The following is a 13,471-nucleotide window of genomic DNA, read 5'->3' as shown; positions in this document are numbered from 1 at the left end:
CCCCGTCCGCACTTTTTTAGTCTGATGAAGGATAGATTCATGATTGAACTCGATACCGATTTGCTCTCCCGCCAGAACGCGAGAGAACTGGTGCGCAACGCCAAACAGGCGCAGGTGATTATGGCCACCTTTTCGCAGCAGAAAATCGACGCCATCGTGAAGAACGTGGCCGAAGAAGCCGCGCGCCATGCCGAAACGCTGGCGAAAATGGCCGCAGAAGAGACCGGTTTTGGCAACTGGCAGGACAAGGTGCTGAAAAACCGGTTCGCTTCGCTGCACGTTTACGATGCCATCAAAGAGATGAAGACCGTCGGGATCATTCATGACGATCAGGCGAAAAAAGTGATGGATGTGGGCGTGCCGCTGGGCGTGATCTGCGCGCTGGTACCCTCCACCAACCCCACCTCCACCATCTTCTACAAAACCCTGATCGCCCTCAAGGCGGGCAATGCCATCATCTTCTCGCCGCACCCGGGCGCACGCCAGTGCAGCTGGAAAGCCATCGAAATCGTCAAGCGCGCCGCCGAAGCCGCCGGTGCCCCGGCGGGCATCGTGGACGGTGTCACCCAGCTGACCCTGGAGGCCACCTCCGAGCTGATGCACAGCAAGGACGTATCGCTGATCCTGGCAACCGGTGGCGAAGGCATGGTGCGCGCGGCCTATGCCTCCGGCACCCCGACCATCAGTGGCGGCCCGGGCAACGGCCCGGCCTTTATCGAGCGCAGCGCCGACATTCACCAGGCGGTGAAGGACATCATCACCAGCAAGACCTTCGACAACGGCGTGATCTGCGCCTCCGAACAGTCGATCATCGTCGAACGCTGCATCTACGACGAGGTTCATCGCGAGCTGGCGGCCCAGGGCGCCTACTTCATGAACGAAGACGAAGCCGCCAGGATGGCTGCCCTGCTGCTGCGCCCGAACGGCACCATCAACCCGAAAGTGGTGGGCAAGACGGCGCTCCATCTCAGCCAGCTGGCCGGTTTCAGCGTCCCCCCCAGCACCCGCGTGCTGGTGGCCGAACAGACCACTGTCTCCCACAGCAACCCCTACTCCCGTGAAAAGCTCTGCCCGGTGCTCGGCCTCTACGTGGAAGAGGAGTGGCGCGCCGCCTGTCATCGGGTGGTTGAGCTGCTGACCAACGAAGGGCTGGGCCACACCCTGGTGATCCATACCCGCAATCAGGACGTGATCCGCCAGTTCAGCCTGGAAAAACCGGTCAACCGGATCCTGATCAACACCCCGGCCGCCCTCGGCGGCATCGGTGCCACCACCAACCTCACACCGGCACTGACCCTCGGCTGCGGCGCCGTCGGCGGCGGCTCCAGCTCCGACAACGTCGGCCCGATGAACCTGCTCAACATCCGCAAGGTGGGTTACGGCGTGCGCACCATCGAAGAGCTGCGCGCCCCCATCCAGCCGGTTGCAGTGCAGCCCGCCAGTGCTGCCCCCACCGCACCCCAGCCCTGCAGCATCCTCGACGATGCCCGCTTCAGTGCCCCGGCGCCGGCCTGCCACAGTGCCGACGACCGTTTTGCCGGCGCCAGCGCCGAGGTCGGCGGCGAGATCAGCGAGCAGAACGTGGAGCGGGTCATCCGTCAGGTGCTTGAGCGCCTTGGCAAGTAACCCATTTAGATAAGGCGATAAAAACCATGATTCTCGCAAAGGTAACCGGACATGTCGTCGCCACGCAGAAGTGCGATGAGCTGCGCGGCAGCAACCTGCTGCTCATCACCCAGCTGGACGATCAGCAGCAACCGATGAAGGACCGCTCCTGGGTCGCCGTCGACAGCGTCGGCGCAGGCATGCACGACGTCGTACTGGCCGAGGAGTACCTCGCGCTCAACAGAGACCGCTACAAGGCCATGTCGGTGGTCGCCATTGTCGAGAAGGTGTTTCGGGACGCTTGAGGAGTGAATGACCCAATGAGTGAATTTTTGCTGAAACCCCGGATCCGCTTCGGTCAGGACGCCCTGTCCGCCCTGGCCGAAGTGCCCGCCCGCCAGGCGCTGCTGGTCACCGATCAGATGATGGTGAAAGTTGGCCTGGCCGACCGGGTGACGCAGATCCTGCGCCAGCGCGGCATCCCGTTCCTGTGCTGGGACGATGTAGTGGCCGATCCGGACATCACCACGGTCGTGCGCGGCATGAAGCTCATGGACGGCTGCTATCCGGATCTGGTGATCGCGCTGGGCGGCGGTTCGGTGATTGATGCAGCCAAAGCGGTCATGTTCGCCCTGGCGCAAACCCGCCCGCATCTGGGGCGCGAGCGCCCCTGTTTCGTGGCCATCCCGACCACCAGCGGCACCGGTTCGGAAGTGACCAGCTTCTCGGTGGTCAAGGCCCGCAGCGAGAAGCTGGTGCTGGTCGACCCGTCATTGCTGCCGGATATCGCCATTCTCGACCCCTCGCTGGTGGCATCGGTACCGCCCGCCATTACCGCCGACACCGGGATGGACGTGCTGTGCCATGCGCTGGAGGCCTATGTCTCCCGGGCGGCCAGCGACTTTTCCGACGCATTGGCGGAGAAGGTGGTGCAGCAGGTCTTTCGCTACCTGCCCGCCTGCTGGCGCGACGGCCACGATCTGCTGGCGCGGGAGAAGATGCACAACGCCTCCTGCATGGCGGGCATGGCCTTCACCAACGCCTCGCTCGGCATCACCCACAGCCTGGCCCATGCCCTCGGCGGCGTATTCCGCGTCCCGCACGGGCGTGCCAACGCGCTCCTGATGGCGCAGGTCGTGGCATGGAACGCCGATCATGACGGGCAGTGCGATACCCAGGCCGCCCACAAGTATGCCCGCCTGGCCCACCTGCTGGACCTGCCCGCCCAGACGCCGCGCGAGGGGGTCAACAGCCTGCTGGTGGCCATCCAGGCGCTCAAAGACGAGATGAAGATGCCCGCCGGCATTGGCGATACCGGCCTCCTCGCTGCCGATTTCGACCAGCGGCTGGCGGAGATGGTCAGCCAGGCGCTGCGCGACAACTGCACCCCGACCAACCCGCGCGCACCGGATGCCCGGGCATTGACCGAACTCTATCGCAAGGCATGGTGCGGCACTCTCGCCGCCGGCCACTAAGAACAAGAACTGGAGAACCTACCTCATGGCACACTACAGCTTAACGCCGCGCGTCAACGTGCTGGCTGAACGTTTACTGGCGCACACCAGCACCCTGTGCAGCGAACACGCCACGATTTTGAGCGGGCTGGATGGCGACATCGCAGGCATTCCCGCCGCCGTCAAACCGGCACGTCGCTTTTACGAGCTGATGCGTCAGCTACCGCTGACCATCAGTGCCGACGAGTTGATTGTTGGCAATCAGACCCGCACCCCGCACGGCGCCATTTTCCACGACGAAAGTGCCGGGCAGCGACCGTCCACCTTCCAGTTCCTGAATCTGAACAGCGCCATCGACTCCCCCGACTACAAGCTGGTGGTGGAGAAGGGCGTGCTGGCCATCAAGCAGCAGCTGGAAGAGAAAACCCGCGCGCTGGGCAGCGCCGTCAGCCGCAGCGGCATGGACGAGGTCAACGGCTGCCGCGCCGCCATCCACGCCTGCGATGCCCTGATGGCGCTGGCACAGAACCTGGCCAACAGCGCCGAAACCCTGGCCGCCGCCGAAACCAACCCGTTCCGCCAGGCCGAGCTGCGCGACAGCGCCGCCATTTTGCACCATGTACCGGCCCACCCGGCGCGCAACTTCAAAGAGGCCTGCCAGTCGTTCTACCTGTTCCAGCTGGCGCTTCAACTCGACAACGGCAGCTATGCAGTCAACCCGGAAGGGGCCGACAAGGCGCTGCTGCCCTACTTCCAGCGCGATATCGCCAACGGCGCACTGACCGAGCAGCAGGCGTACGAGATCGTCGAGTGCCTGTGGTTCAAGCTGGCAGAGCTGAGCGAAGTGCGCGCCACCTGCGCCATCGACGGCTACCCCATGTTTGATGCCCTGCTGCACGGCGCCAGCCTGGAGCAGGCGAGCATCAACCCGCTCTCCGAGATGTTCCTCTGCGCCCAGCAAAACCTGAGCGCCCTCAAGCTGCCGGTTCGCCTCTTTCGCGGAGTGCAGCACGTCTCCGCCGCCCCGTTCGCCGCCTGTGCCGATACGCCGGTGATGGAGGGGCTGACGCCGCGCCTGCAGCGCCTGCGCAACCACTATCTGACCGTGCGCCCCAGCGTCTCCATCTACCGGGCACAGGCCTTTACCGAGGTCGTCAAGGCCAACCCAGGCATGCCGACCATCTTGCTGCGGGCCAAGGCGTTCCGTCACGCCTGCGAAACCGCCCCCATCCTTATCCAGGATGACGAGCTGATCGTCGGCCACCCGTGCGGCAAGCCGCGCGCCGGTGCCTTCTCGCCGGACATTGCCTGGCGCTGGGTTCGCGACGAGCTCGATACCATGAGCACCCGTCCGCAAGATCCCTTTGAAATCAGCGAAGCGGACAAGAAAACCATCCGCGAAGAGATAGTGCCGTTCTGGGAAGGCCGCTCGCTGGACGAGATCTGCGAAGCGCAGTACCGGGAAGCCGGCGTCTGGGCCTTCAGCGGCGAAACCTTCGTCAGCGACCTCTCCTACCACCAGATCAACGGGGGTGGCGACACCTGCCCGGGCTACGACGTGCTGCTGTTCACCAAGGGGATGAACGGCATCAAGGCAGACGCCCAAGCCCATCTCGACCAGCTAAGCATGGAGAACCCGGACGACATCGATCGCATCTACTACTACAAGGCAGCGATCGAAACCTGCGAAGGGGTGGTCAACTACGCCCGCCGCATCGCAGCCCATGCCCGCGAACTGGCGGCGAAAGAGCAGGATGCCCAGCGCCGCGCCGAACTGCTGACCATCGCCGAGGTGAACGAGAACGTGCCGGCCAACCCGCCCAAGACCCTGCAAGAAGCGCTGCAGAGCATCTGGACGGTGGAGTCGCTGTTCGAGATCGAAGAGAACCAGACCGGTCTGTCACTCGGTCGGGTCGACCAGTACTGCTACCCCATGTTCGAAGCGGATATCCGCGAGGGTCGTCTGACCCACGAAAGCGCACTCGAGCTGATGCAGGCCTTCATCATCAAGTGTGCCGAGCTGATGTGGATGTCGAGCGAGCTGGGGGCGAAATACTTCGCCGGCTATCAGCCCTTCATCAACCTGACCGTGGGTGGCCAGAAGCGCAGCGGCGGCGATGCCTGCAACGATCTGACCTACCTCATCATGGATGCCGTGCGGTTCGTGAAGGTCTACCAGCCGTCGCTGGCCTGCCGCATTCACAACCAGTCACCGCAGAAATACATGGAGAAGATCGTCGACGTCGTGAAGGCGGGGATGGGTTTCCCGGCCTGCCACTTCGATGACTCCCACATCAAGATGATGCTGCGCAAGGGCTTCGACTTTGAAGACGCCCGCGACTACTGCCTGATGGGCTGTGTCGAGCCGCAAAAATCGGGACGCATCTATCAGTGGACCTCCACCGGTTACACCCAGTGGCCCATCGCCATCGAGTTCGTGCTCAACCGTGGCCGCATGGTGCTGTTCGACAGCCATCAGGGGCTGGATACCGGCGACCTGCGCGAGCTGCGCACCTTCGAGCAGTTCGATGCGGCGGTCAAACAGCAGATTGCCCACATCGTTCGCATGTCAGCAGTCGGCACCGTGATCAGTCAGCGCGTGCACCGCGACGTGGCGCCGAAACCGCTGATGTCACTCATGGTGGAAGGGTGCATGGAGAGCGGAAAAGATGTCTCCGCTGGCGGTGCAATGATCAACTATGGGCCCGGACTCATCTTTTCTGGCCTTGCAACTTATGTCGACTCCATGGCGGCAATCCGCAAGCTGGTGTTCGAGGAGCAGAGATACACACTCGAACAAATTCGCGATGCGCTGCTGGCCAACTTCGAAGGGTTTGAAGCGCTGCGCCGCGACTGTCTCAATGCACCCAAGTACGGCAACGACGACAACTACGTCGACCAGTACGCACTGGATATCACCGAGTGGACGGAGAAGGAGTGTCGCAAGTACAAGATGCTCTACTCCAGAATGAGTCACGGCACCCTCTCCATCTCCAACAACACCCCCATCGGCGAGCTGACCAACGCCACGCCGAACGGGCGCCTGGCCTGGATGCCGCTCTCCGACGGCATCAGCCCGACCCAGGGGGCAGACAAGCAGGGGCCGACGGCCATCATCAAGTCCGTCAGCAAGATGAACGTGGAGACCATGAACATCGGCATGGTGCATAACTTCAAGTTCCTCAAGGGGCTGCTGGATACCCAGGAGGGACGCCATGGCCTCATCACCCTGCTGCGCACCGCCTCCATCCTCGGCAATGGCCAGATGCAGTTCAGCTATGTCGACAACGAAGTGCTGAAAAAGGCGCAGCAGGAGCCGGAGAAGTACCGCGACCTCATCGTGCGCGTCGCCGGCTACAGCGCCTATTTCGTCGAGCTGTGCAAAGAGGTGCAGGACGAGATCATCAGCCGCACCGTGATTGAGAAGTTCTGATCGATGCGTTGATAACCCGTCTTTCTTAATCACCAAAATAACCGGAAGTACTCCGTGATGGCAGGTCGCAAATAATGCGACTGCGGCCTGCCACATCCGGAGAGGAGGCAAGCGTGATCGCAAATAATGAATTAACCGGCCGCATATTCAATATCCAGAAATATTCGATATATGACGGCGATGGCATTCGCACGCTGGTTTTTTTCAAGGGCTGCAACCTTTGCTGCCCCTGGTGCGCCAACCCTGAAGGGCTCAGCAGCCAATTTCAGGTGATGTTTTCCCACGACAAATGCATCAACTGCGGTGACTGCGTAAATGTCTGTCCGGCCGGAGTCCATTACCGGGCCGAAGAGAACGGCAGCATGAAACACTTCGTCGATCGCAATAAAGATTGCATCGGCTGCCGCAAATGCGAGGAGGTCTGCACCCAGCATGCGCTGGACATCATGGGCAAGGATGTCACCGTCAGCGAGCTGATGGAGATCATCATGCAGGACTATGACTTTTACATCTCCTCCGGCGGTGGCGTCACCATCGGCGGCGGCGAGATGAGCCTGCAGACCGACTTTGCCGTCGCGCTGTTCAGCGAATGCAAGAAGATGATGATCAATACCGCCATCGAGACTCAGGGCACCACCTCGCTTGCCAATTACCAGCAGCTGGCGCCCGTCACCGATACCTTTTTGTTCGATATCAAGCAAATCAACAGCGAACAGCATAAAGCGATGCTGGGTATCGGCAATGAAGGTATTCGCCGCAATCTGGAATGGCTGGTTGATTACGGCGCCAAGGTGATTGTGCGCATGCCGCTCATCCGTGGATATAACGATTCATGGGATGCCATTACCGGCGCCATCGAATACGTACAGAAATTGGCAAAGCGGGGAAATATTCTGCGGATCGACATGCTGCCGTACCACCAGTTGGGCCGCAAGAAATATGAGCGGCTGGATATGCCCTACCCGATTGCGCAAGACCCCTCTTACACGCCGGACGAATTGGATCGGCTGGAGAGCTTCTTTGCACAATTTGATTTCGATATTCGCTTGGTCCGCCATTAACAGGAGTCGACGATGAAAAGTTTGGGCGTAATTGAAACGCGAGGATGGGTCGCCGCCATTCAGGCCGTAGACGCCGCCTGCAAAGCGGCAGGCGTCAGCTGCATCGGCTATCGCAAGGTGGGTTCCGGGCTGGTGAGTGTCTGCTTCGAAGGGGAGATCAGCGCCATCCACACCGCCATCGAGCGTGGCGTCGCGGTGGCCGCCACCATCGACCAGCAGGTCCATTCCCTGGTGATTGCCCGTCCGGAGCCAAGCGCGGTAGCGGCGCTCGGCAACCTCAAGGGTTACCCGCCGCGCGCACCGGCCAGCACCAGAACCGAGTTGACGGCCGCAACAGGTGCAGCCCCGGCCCTGCCACCGCCAAGCGGTGCCGATACCGAACCGACCACTCCATCGGCCAGCCAGCCTGCCACGGATCTGGCGGAAGACAGACAGGCCGCGGCAAGAAAAGGGAAGAAAGCATGATCGATCCCCAACTGCATCAAAAGATCGCCGCCCGTCTGAGCCTGGTCAGCCCGGCGATCCCGGTCGGCATCTCGAATCGCCACGTCCACCTGGCACAACAGGATGTGGAGGCCCTGTTCGGCAAGGGCTACACCCTGACGCCGCTCAAACCGCTGCGCCAGCCGGGTCAGTTTGCCGCCGAAGAGTGCGTCACCGTGGTCGGCCCCAAGGGCTCGCTGACCCGGGTACGGGTGCTCGGACCGACCCGGCCGGTTTCACAGCTGGAGGTCTCCCGCGCCGACTGCTTCACCCTCGGTATCAAGGCGCCGGTCCGAGAGTCAGGCCAGCTGGAAAATACCGGCAGCGCCCTGCTCATCGGCCCCGCCGGCCACGTGGAGTTGCGCTCCCAGGTGATCTGCGCCTGGCGCCATATCCACCTCTCGCCACAAGACGCTCGCCAGCTGAACGTGACCCACGGTCAGAAGGTGAGCGTGCGCAGCGACGGCGAGCGCCAGTTGACCTTCGATGAGGTGGTGGTGCGGGTACGCGACGATTTTGCGCTGGAATTTCACATCGATACCGAAGAGGCCAACGCCGCCGGCTTGAAAAACGGTGCGCAGGTCAGGCTGCTCGGCTAACGGAGATCCCCATGACCGACCAACAGATTGAACGCCTGATCGAACAGATGCTCAGACGCCTGCAGCCGCCACTGCTGGTGATGGTGACCGCGGCCCAGGGCTATCGGCAGGCCATTCGAGACCGTCTGGCCGGCTGTGGGCAGCCCCTGCTGCTTGCGCTGGCAGCAGACATCGAGGATGGCGCGCTGTGGCAACCGCTGGGGGAGACAGTGCCGGCCAGCGTCTGGCAACAGGCCCTGCCGCCCGGCCCCTATCGCGCGCTGGTGCTGCCCTTTCTCGACTACCCGCTGGCGATGGATCTGCTGAGCGGCTCGCTGCAAAGCCCCGTCGCCCGGCGGCTGCACGATGCCCTGCTGAGCGGCTTGCCGGTGCTGGCGCTGCGCTATCACTGCGATCCCGCTAGCGAGCTGAACCTGCTGCTGGGGGCGCAACCGAGCACGCCATACGCCGGGCACATGCAGGCGGCGCTCAGCCGTCTGGGCGAGATCGGTGTGGTGCTGTGCACCATGAATGAGCTGCTGGAAAAGCTGGCACCGGCGAACGACGCGGCCCCGGTGCCGGCGGGCACGGCGCGGCGTTATCTCACGGTCAGCGATGTTGAGAAGGATCCGGCGCTGGCACAGACGGCCGAGGCCCAGCTGACCGATGCCGCCATCGATTTTTTGAAAAGCAGAAGAAAAGAACAACAACCTTACCTTAAATAACAAACCCGGAGTTTAACTTATGTCTTCAAAAACAAAATGTTGGCTATGGATGCTGCTGGTGATCGTGTCCGAAACCTCGGCCACCTCCACCCTCAAGATGTTTGGCAGCAGTGAAGGAACCACCAAGATGCTGTTGCTCGGTCTGCTCGTGCTGCTCTATTGCACCTGCTACTACTCCCTCTCCCGCGCGGTAAAAGACATTCCCGTTGGGCTTGCCTACGCCACCTGGTCCGGCACCGGCATCCTGGTGGTCTCCACGCTGGGGATGGCGTTTTACGGCCAGCACCCGGACACCGCCGCCATGATCGGCATGGCCGTCATCGCCAGCGGCATCGTCATCATGAACCTGTTCTCCAAGATGGGCAGCGAAGAGGGCACCGATGCCTCCGCCGAGCCCCTCACTCCCCCCATGAACAACAACATCGCCAACTGACGCAAAAGGAATGACCCCATGTTTAATTTCGGATTTTTATGGCTGGCGCTCTCTATCGGCTCTGAGATCACCGGCACCTCGATGATCAAGAAGACCAACGGTTTTAGCAGACTGGGGCCATCCATACTGGTCGTCTGCGCCTACAGCCTGTGCTACTTCGCCCTCACCCGCGCCATGAGCACCATTCCGGTCGGGGTGGCCTATTCGCTCTGGTGCGGCTTCGGCATCGTCGGGGTCACCATCTGTTCGATGATCCTCTACAAGCAAAAGCCGGATCTGCCCGCCATCCTGGCGATGGCGCTGATCATCTCGGGCGGGGTGATCATGAATGTCTTCTCCAGCATGTAACGCCGTGACAAGACCATGGCAGTGGCGCTCTGCCCCTGCCACCGGCGCGCCGGCATGCCAGCCCTGACACGCCCTGCCGGGTAACAAGCCGGCAAGCGTGCAAATAGAGAAAGGCCCAAGCTGGCTAGCAGCTTGGGCCTGATATTTGATCTCGTTGTCGCTCCCGCGACATACACGCCCCCCATCGCATGCCTCAACCCCATCACCATGAGATGGGGAAAGAGCCTCTCTTGCCGGCAGGCTGTTGGCCTAGATGGGCCAGGAGAGCGTGAATGTCGTTCCGCCACGTTCGGTTGGTTGGCAAACCGCACTGCCGCCGTGGGCCTCGGCAATCGCCTTGACCACGGCCAGCCCGAGCCCGCTGCCGCCACTCTTGCGCGAGCGTGACGGATCCCCCCGGCGAAACGCCTCGAAGATATAGGCGGCGACCTCCTCGCTGATGCCGGGCCCTTCGTCTTCCACGCTCAGGATGCATTGGGCGCCCGAACGATGCAGGCGCACGGTCAGCATGCCGGGCACCGCGTGCTTTTGGGCATTTTCCAGCAGCGCCATCAGGGCCTGACGGATGCGAAGTGCATCGCAACAGACACAAAGCTCGGCATCGAGCTCCCGCTTGAGAGTGAAACCGCTCGCGGCCAGAGGGGTGGCAAACGCCTCGAGCACCACGGCAAGCTCGTCGGCCAGCTTGACCTCTGAGTGTTGCAACTCCAGGTGGCCGCTGTCGTTGAGACTGAGCACCCGCAAGTCTTCGATCAGGTGGGTCAATCCCTCCACCTGACGCAGCAGCCCTTCAAAGAGCGAACGCTCTGGCGGAAATACCCCTTCGGCCAGCCCCTGCAAGCGGCCGCGCAATATGGTCACCGGGGTGCGCAACTCGTGGGCGATGGCGGCATTCCAGAACTCCCGCTCGCGGGTCATGCTCTGCAGTCGCTCGGCCATGGTGTTGAAGTCGCGCACCAGTTGCGCCGTCTCCCCGATCGCCTGTTCATCCAGCGGTACACGGGCGTCGAGCCGACCCTGTGCCACCTCTCGCAGGCTGTTCGCCACCGAGTTGAGGGGAGTCAGGATGCGACGAGAGAGGCGCACCGCCACGTACAGCGCCATCCCCAATGCAATGAGAATGGTCGAGCCAATCCAGATCATCTCGACCCTGGAGGGCATCCAGCTCTCGGAGATGCTGCCAGGCACATAGGTCACGGCAATGGCGTAGAACACATAGGTGCCGATCACCGCAAGGGAGATGATGCCGAGCGCCATCAAACCCAGGGAGTAGATGATCTGCCTGCGCAGGCCGGGTGCCGATGTCACGCATCGCTCCCGAAGCGATAGCCGACGCCCCAGACACTGGCGGGCACCCCCTGAATGCCCTGTGCCTCCAGCTTCTTGCGCAGCTTGCTGATGTGGCTGTCCACCGTGCGCTCCTGGGTATCCCCCTCGGGCAGGCAGTGGGTCAGCAGTTCGGCGCGGCTGAACACCCTTTTTGGTGTCCGCATCAGGGAGGCGAGCAACTTGAACTCGGTCAGGGTCAGATCCAGCATCTGTTGCCTCTCATCTCGGCAAATGCTGGCCTCGTGGCTCTCCAGATCGATCTGGAAGGGGCCGACCCGCAGCACCCTGGCCGTGGCCTGTTTTGCTGCCTGGCTGCGTCTGAGCACCGCCTGTACCCGGGCCACCACTTCGGCCGGGTTGAAGGGTTTGACCACATAGTCATCCGCCCCCATGCGCAGCCCCATCAGCTTGTCAAGGTCCTGATCCAGGGCGGTCAGCATGATCACCGGCATGTCGCCACGGGCCCGGATCTCGCTGAGCACCTGCCAGCCATCAAGCTGCGGCATCTGCACATCCAGCAACAGGAGATCGGGTTTGCATGTCTGGTGCATGGCCAGGGCTTCGCGGCCATCGGCGGCATGCAAAGTGCGCAATCCGTGGCGTTGCAGGTAAGCGGCGAGGATGTCGGCTATCTCGGCTTCATCCTCTGCAATCAGTACCAGTGACTGGGCCGCCGGGTTGGCGGAAGCAGGAAGATACGACATGGTCAGCCTCGAAAATGGTGGGCTTGAACTTTATCACCGGCTCCATGGATTCTCCACAAAGCCTCGAATCATTCGCAATAGCCCCTCTCCATAATGCCTGCTCGATATTCTCTCGCGGCAACACCATGCCGGGGAGACGGTTTAACGAGGTGAGTATGATGTTTGTCAAACAGCGGTATGCGGGCGCCCTGCTCGCCGTCATTGCCGTATTCGGATTGGCAGGTTGCGATGGGGCGCCGCAAGCACAGGACGTGCCGGCCCTTCCTCAGGTGTCGGTGATGGCGCTGGCAGGTCAGGACTTGGTCATCAGCGAGGATCTGCCCGCCCGGGTGACCGCGCTGCGCAGCGCCGAAATTCGAGCCCAGATCAGCGGCATTGTGCAGCGCCGCCTGTTCGAGCAGGGCGCCGAAATCAGCGCAGGCACCGTGCTCTTCCAGATAAACCCGGCCCCCTTCAAGGCGGATGTCGACAGCGCCGCCGCGGCATTGCTGCGGGCCCAGGCCGTATTGGCCCGCGCCCGCATCCAGATTGACCGTCTGGTACCGCTGCTACGCACCGAGGCCATCAGCCGCCAGACCTATGACGACGCCGTCTCCCAGCGGGATCAGGCGGCCGCCGACGTGGCCCAGGCCAAGGCAACCCTGGCCCGGCACCAGCTGAATCTGCAATTTGCCAGCGTGGAGGCCCCCATCGCCGGGCGCATCGATCAAGCGCTGGTGAGTGAAGGGGCCCTGGTGTCCCCCACCGATGCTACCCCCATGGCCAGGATCCAGCAGATCGATCAGGTCTACGTCGATGTGCGTCAACCTGCCTCTGTACTGGACACCCTGCGCCAGCAGGCTGGTTCGACGGCACCGGAACTGGCGGTGGCGATCCTCGGCAGCGACGGCAAGCCGCTGGGGATGCAGGGACGCATCCTCTTCTCCGGCATCGAGGTGGATGCCGGTACCGGCGATGTGCTGCTGCGGGTGCTGGTGGACAACCCCGAAAGGCGCCTGTTGCCCGGTCTCTACGTGCAGGCGCGCATTCCCCGGGCTCACTATGCCAACGCCCTGAGCGTGCCTCAGCAGGCGGTGGTGCGTACATCGGGCCAGACCAGCGTGTGGGTGCTGGATGACCAGGGGCAGGCACAGCAGATACCGGTCAAAACCGGTGAGCTGGTGGCGCGCCATTACCGCATCGCATCCGGACTCAGCGCCGGACAACAGGTGGTGATCGAGGGGATCGACCGCCTGACCCCGGGGGCGCAAGTCATTGCCCATCCCTGGCAATCCCCCGCTGTCAGCCAGCAGGCTGATGCCGGCACCCGCTGAATCGG

The 13,471-nt window shown here is 62.5% G+C and carries 13 protein-coding genes; 11 read left to right on the top strand and 2 right to left on the bottom strand.

Annotation, left to right across the window (positions count from 1 at the left end):
• The first annotated feature begins 39 nt into the window (after nucleotides 1-39).
• The 10 genes from AHA_RS06710 to AHA_RS06665 all read left to right on the top strand — a co-directional run bounded on the left by AHA_RS06710 (nucleotide 40) and on the right by AHA_RS06665 (nucleotide 10,120).
• On the top strand, nucleotides 40-1,626 hold the full coding sequence (locus tag AHA_RS06710; RefSeq protein WP_115586407.1) for an acetaldehyde dehydrogenase (acetylating): 1,587 nt from the start codon (nucleotides 40-42) through the stop codon (nucleotides 1,624-1,626).
• 26 nt (nucleotides 1,627-1,652) lie between these two features.
• Nucleotides 1,653-1,910, top strand: coding sequence for a EutN/CcmL family microcompartment protein (locus AHA_RS06705; RefSeq protein ID WP_010634663.1), 258 nt, complete (start codon nucleotides 1,653-1,655; stop codon nucleotides 1,908-1,910).
• Between the two features lie 15 nt (nucleotides 1,911-1,925).
• The gene (locus AHA_RS06700; protein WP_011705242.1) at nucleotides 1,926-3,080 is read left to right on the top strand and encodes a 1-propanol dehydrogenase PduQ; all 1,155 of its coding nucleotides are present in this window, start codon (nucleotides 1,926-1,928) and stop codon (nucleotides 3,078-3,080) included.
• Between the two features lie 25 nt (nucleotides 3,081-3,105).
• The gene (gene cutC / locus AHA_RS06695; RefSeq protein ID WP_077392390.1) at nucleotides 3,106-6,492 is read left to right on the top strand and encodes a choline trimethylamine-lyase; all 3,387 of its coding nucleotides are present in this window, start codon (nucleotides 3,106-3,108) and stop codon (nucleotides 6,490-6,492) included.
• 113 nt (nucleotides 6,493-6,605) lie between these two features.
• Nucleotides 6,606-7,553, top strand: coding sequence for a choline TMA-lyase-activating enzyme (cutD, locus tag AHA_RS06690; RefSeq protein WP_164927580.1), 948 nt, complete (start codon nucleotides 6,606-6,608; stop codon nucleotides 7,551-7,553).
• A 12-nt stretch (nucleotides 7,554-7,565) separates the two neighbouring features.
• Nucleotides 7,566-8,018, top strand: coding sequence for a BMC domain-containing protein (locus AHA_RS22025; protein WP_011705239.1), 453 nt, complete (start codon nucleotides 7,566-7,568; stop codon nucleotides 8,016-8,018).
• Entirely contained in the window at nucleotides 8,015-8,635 is a 621-nt protein-coding gene (locus AHA_RS06680; RefSeq protein WP_011705238.1) for a phosphate propanoyltransferase, read from the top strand. The genes AHA_RS22025 and AHA_RS06680 overlap by 4 nt, the downstream gene beginning before the upstream one ends.
• A gap of 11 nt (nucleotides 8,636-8,646) precedes the next feature.
• Nucleotides 8,647-9,339 (top strand): hypothetical protein, encoded by a 693-nt coding sequence (locus tag AHA_RS06675; protein ID WP_011705237.1) that lies wholly within the window; start codon nucleotides 8,647-8,649, stop codon nucleotides 9,337-9,339.
• A gap of 19 nt (nucleotides 9,340-9,358) precedes the next feature.
• Entirely contained in the window at nucleotides 9,359-9,772 is a 414-nt protein-coding gene (locus AHA_RS06670; protein ID WP_011705236.1) for a DMT family transporter, read from the top strand.
• Nucleotides 9,773-9,790: 18 nt separating this feature from the next.
• Nucleotides 9,791-10,120 (top strand): DMT family transporter, encoded by a 330-nt coding sequence (locus tag AHA_RS06665; protein ID WP_011705235.1) that lies wholly within the window; start codon nucleotides 9,791-9,793, stop codon nucleotides 10,118-10,120.
• 249 nt (nucleotides 10,121-10,369) lie between these two features.
• On the opposite strand, the gene AHA_RS06660 is transcribed toward AHA_RS06665, so the two are convergent.
• Together AHA_RS06660 and AHA_RS06655 are read right to left on the bottom strand one after the other, a co-directional pair.
• Complete coding sequence (locus tag AHA_RS06660) at nucleotides 10,370-11,428, bottom strand: ATP-binding protein (protein ID WP_011705234.1); 1,059 nt, start codon at nucleotides 11,426-11,428, stop codon at nucleotides 10,370-10,372.
• A complete protein-coding gene (locus tag AHA_RS06655; protein ID WP_011705233.1) occupies nucleotides 11,425-12,153 on the bottom strand; it encodes a response regulator in 729 nt (242 codons plus the stop codon). The genes AHA_RS06660 and AHA_RS06655 overlap by 4 nt, the downstream gene beginning before the upstream one ends.
• 155 nt (nucleotides 12,154-12,308) lie before the next feature.
• Here AHA_RS06655 and AHA_RS06650 point away from each other — a divergent pair, with 155 nt between their 5' ends.
• Entirely contained in the window at nucleotides 12,309-13,466 is a 1,158-nt protein-coding gene (locus AHA_RS06650; protein WP_164927579.1) for an efflux RND transporter periplasmic adaptor subunit, read from the top strand.
• Nucleotides 13,467-13,471: the final 5 nt, after the last annotated feature.

Source organism: Aeromonas hydrophila subsp. hydrophila ATCC 7966 (assembly GCF_000014805.1).
GTDB classification, from domain to species: Bacteria; Pseudomonadota; Gammaproteobacteria; order Enterobacterales; family Aeromonadaceae; genus Aeromonas; species Aeromonas hydrophila.
This window is presented reverse-complemented; position numbering and strand designations above follow the sequence as displayed.

Bases quoted from the DNA above. Each gene is read 5' to 3' on its own strand.
- AHA_RS06675 (WP_011705237.1), top strand. From the start codon at position 8,647: ATGACCGACCAACAGATTGAACGCCTGATCGAACAGATGCTCAGACGC.
- AHA_RS22025 (WP_011705239.1), top strand. From the start codon at position 7,566: ATGAAAAGTTTGGGCGTAATTGAAACGCGAGGATGGGTCGCCGCCATT.
- AHA_RS06705 (WP_010634663.1), top strand. From the start codon at position 1,653: ATGATTCTCGCAAAGGTAACCGGACATGTCGTCGCCACGCAGAAGTGC.
- AHA_RS06650 (WP_164927579.1), top strand. From the start codon at position 12,309: ATGATGTTTGTCAAACAGCGGTATGCGGGCGCCCTGCTCGCCGTCATT.
- cutC (WP_077392390.1), top strand. From the start codon at position 3,106: ATGGCACACTACAGCTTAACGCCGCGCGTCAACGTGCTGGCTGAACGT.
- AHA_RS06665 (WP_011705235.1), top strand. From the start codon at position 9,791: ATGTTTAATTTCGGATTTTTATGGCTGGCGCTCTCTATCGGCTCTGAG.
- AHA_RS06655 (WP_011705233.1), bottom strand. From the start codon at position 12,153: ATGTCGTATCTTCCTGCTTCCGCCAACCCGGCGGCCCAGTCACTGGTA.
- AHA_RS06710 (WP_115586407.1), top strand. From the start codon at position 40: ATGATTGAACTCGATACCGATTTGCTCTCCCGCCAGAACGCGAGAGAA.
- AHA_RS06680 (WP_011705238.1), top strand. From the start codon at position 8,015: ATGATCGATCCCCAACTGCATCAAAAGATCGCCGCCCGTCTGAGCCTG.
- AHA_RS06700 (WP_011705242.1), top strand. From the start codon at position 1,926: ATGAGTGAATTTTTGCTGAAACCCCGGATCCGCTTCGGTCAGGACGCC.
- AHA_RS06670 (WP_011705236.1), top strand. From the start codon at position 9,359: ATGTCTTCAAAAACAAAATGTTGGCTATGGATGCTGCTGGTGATCGTG.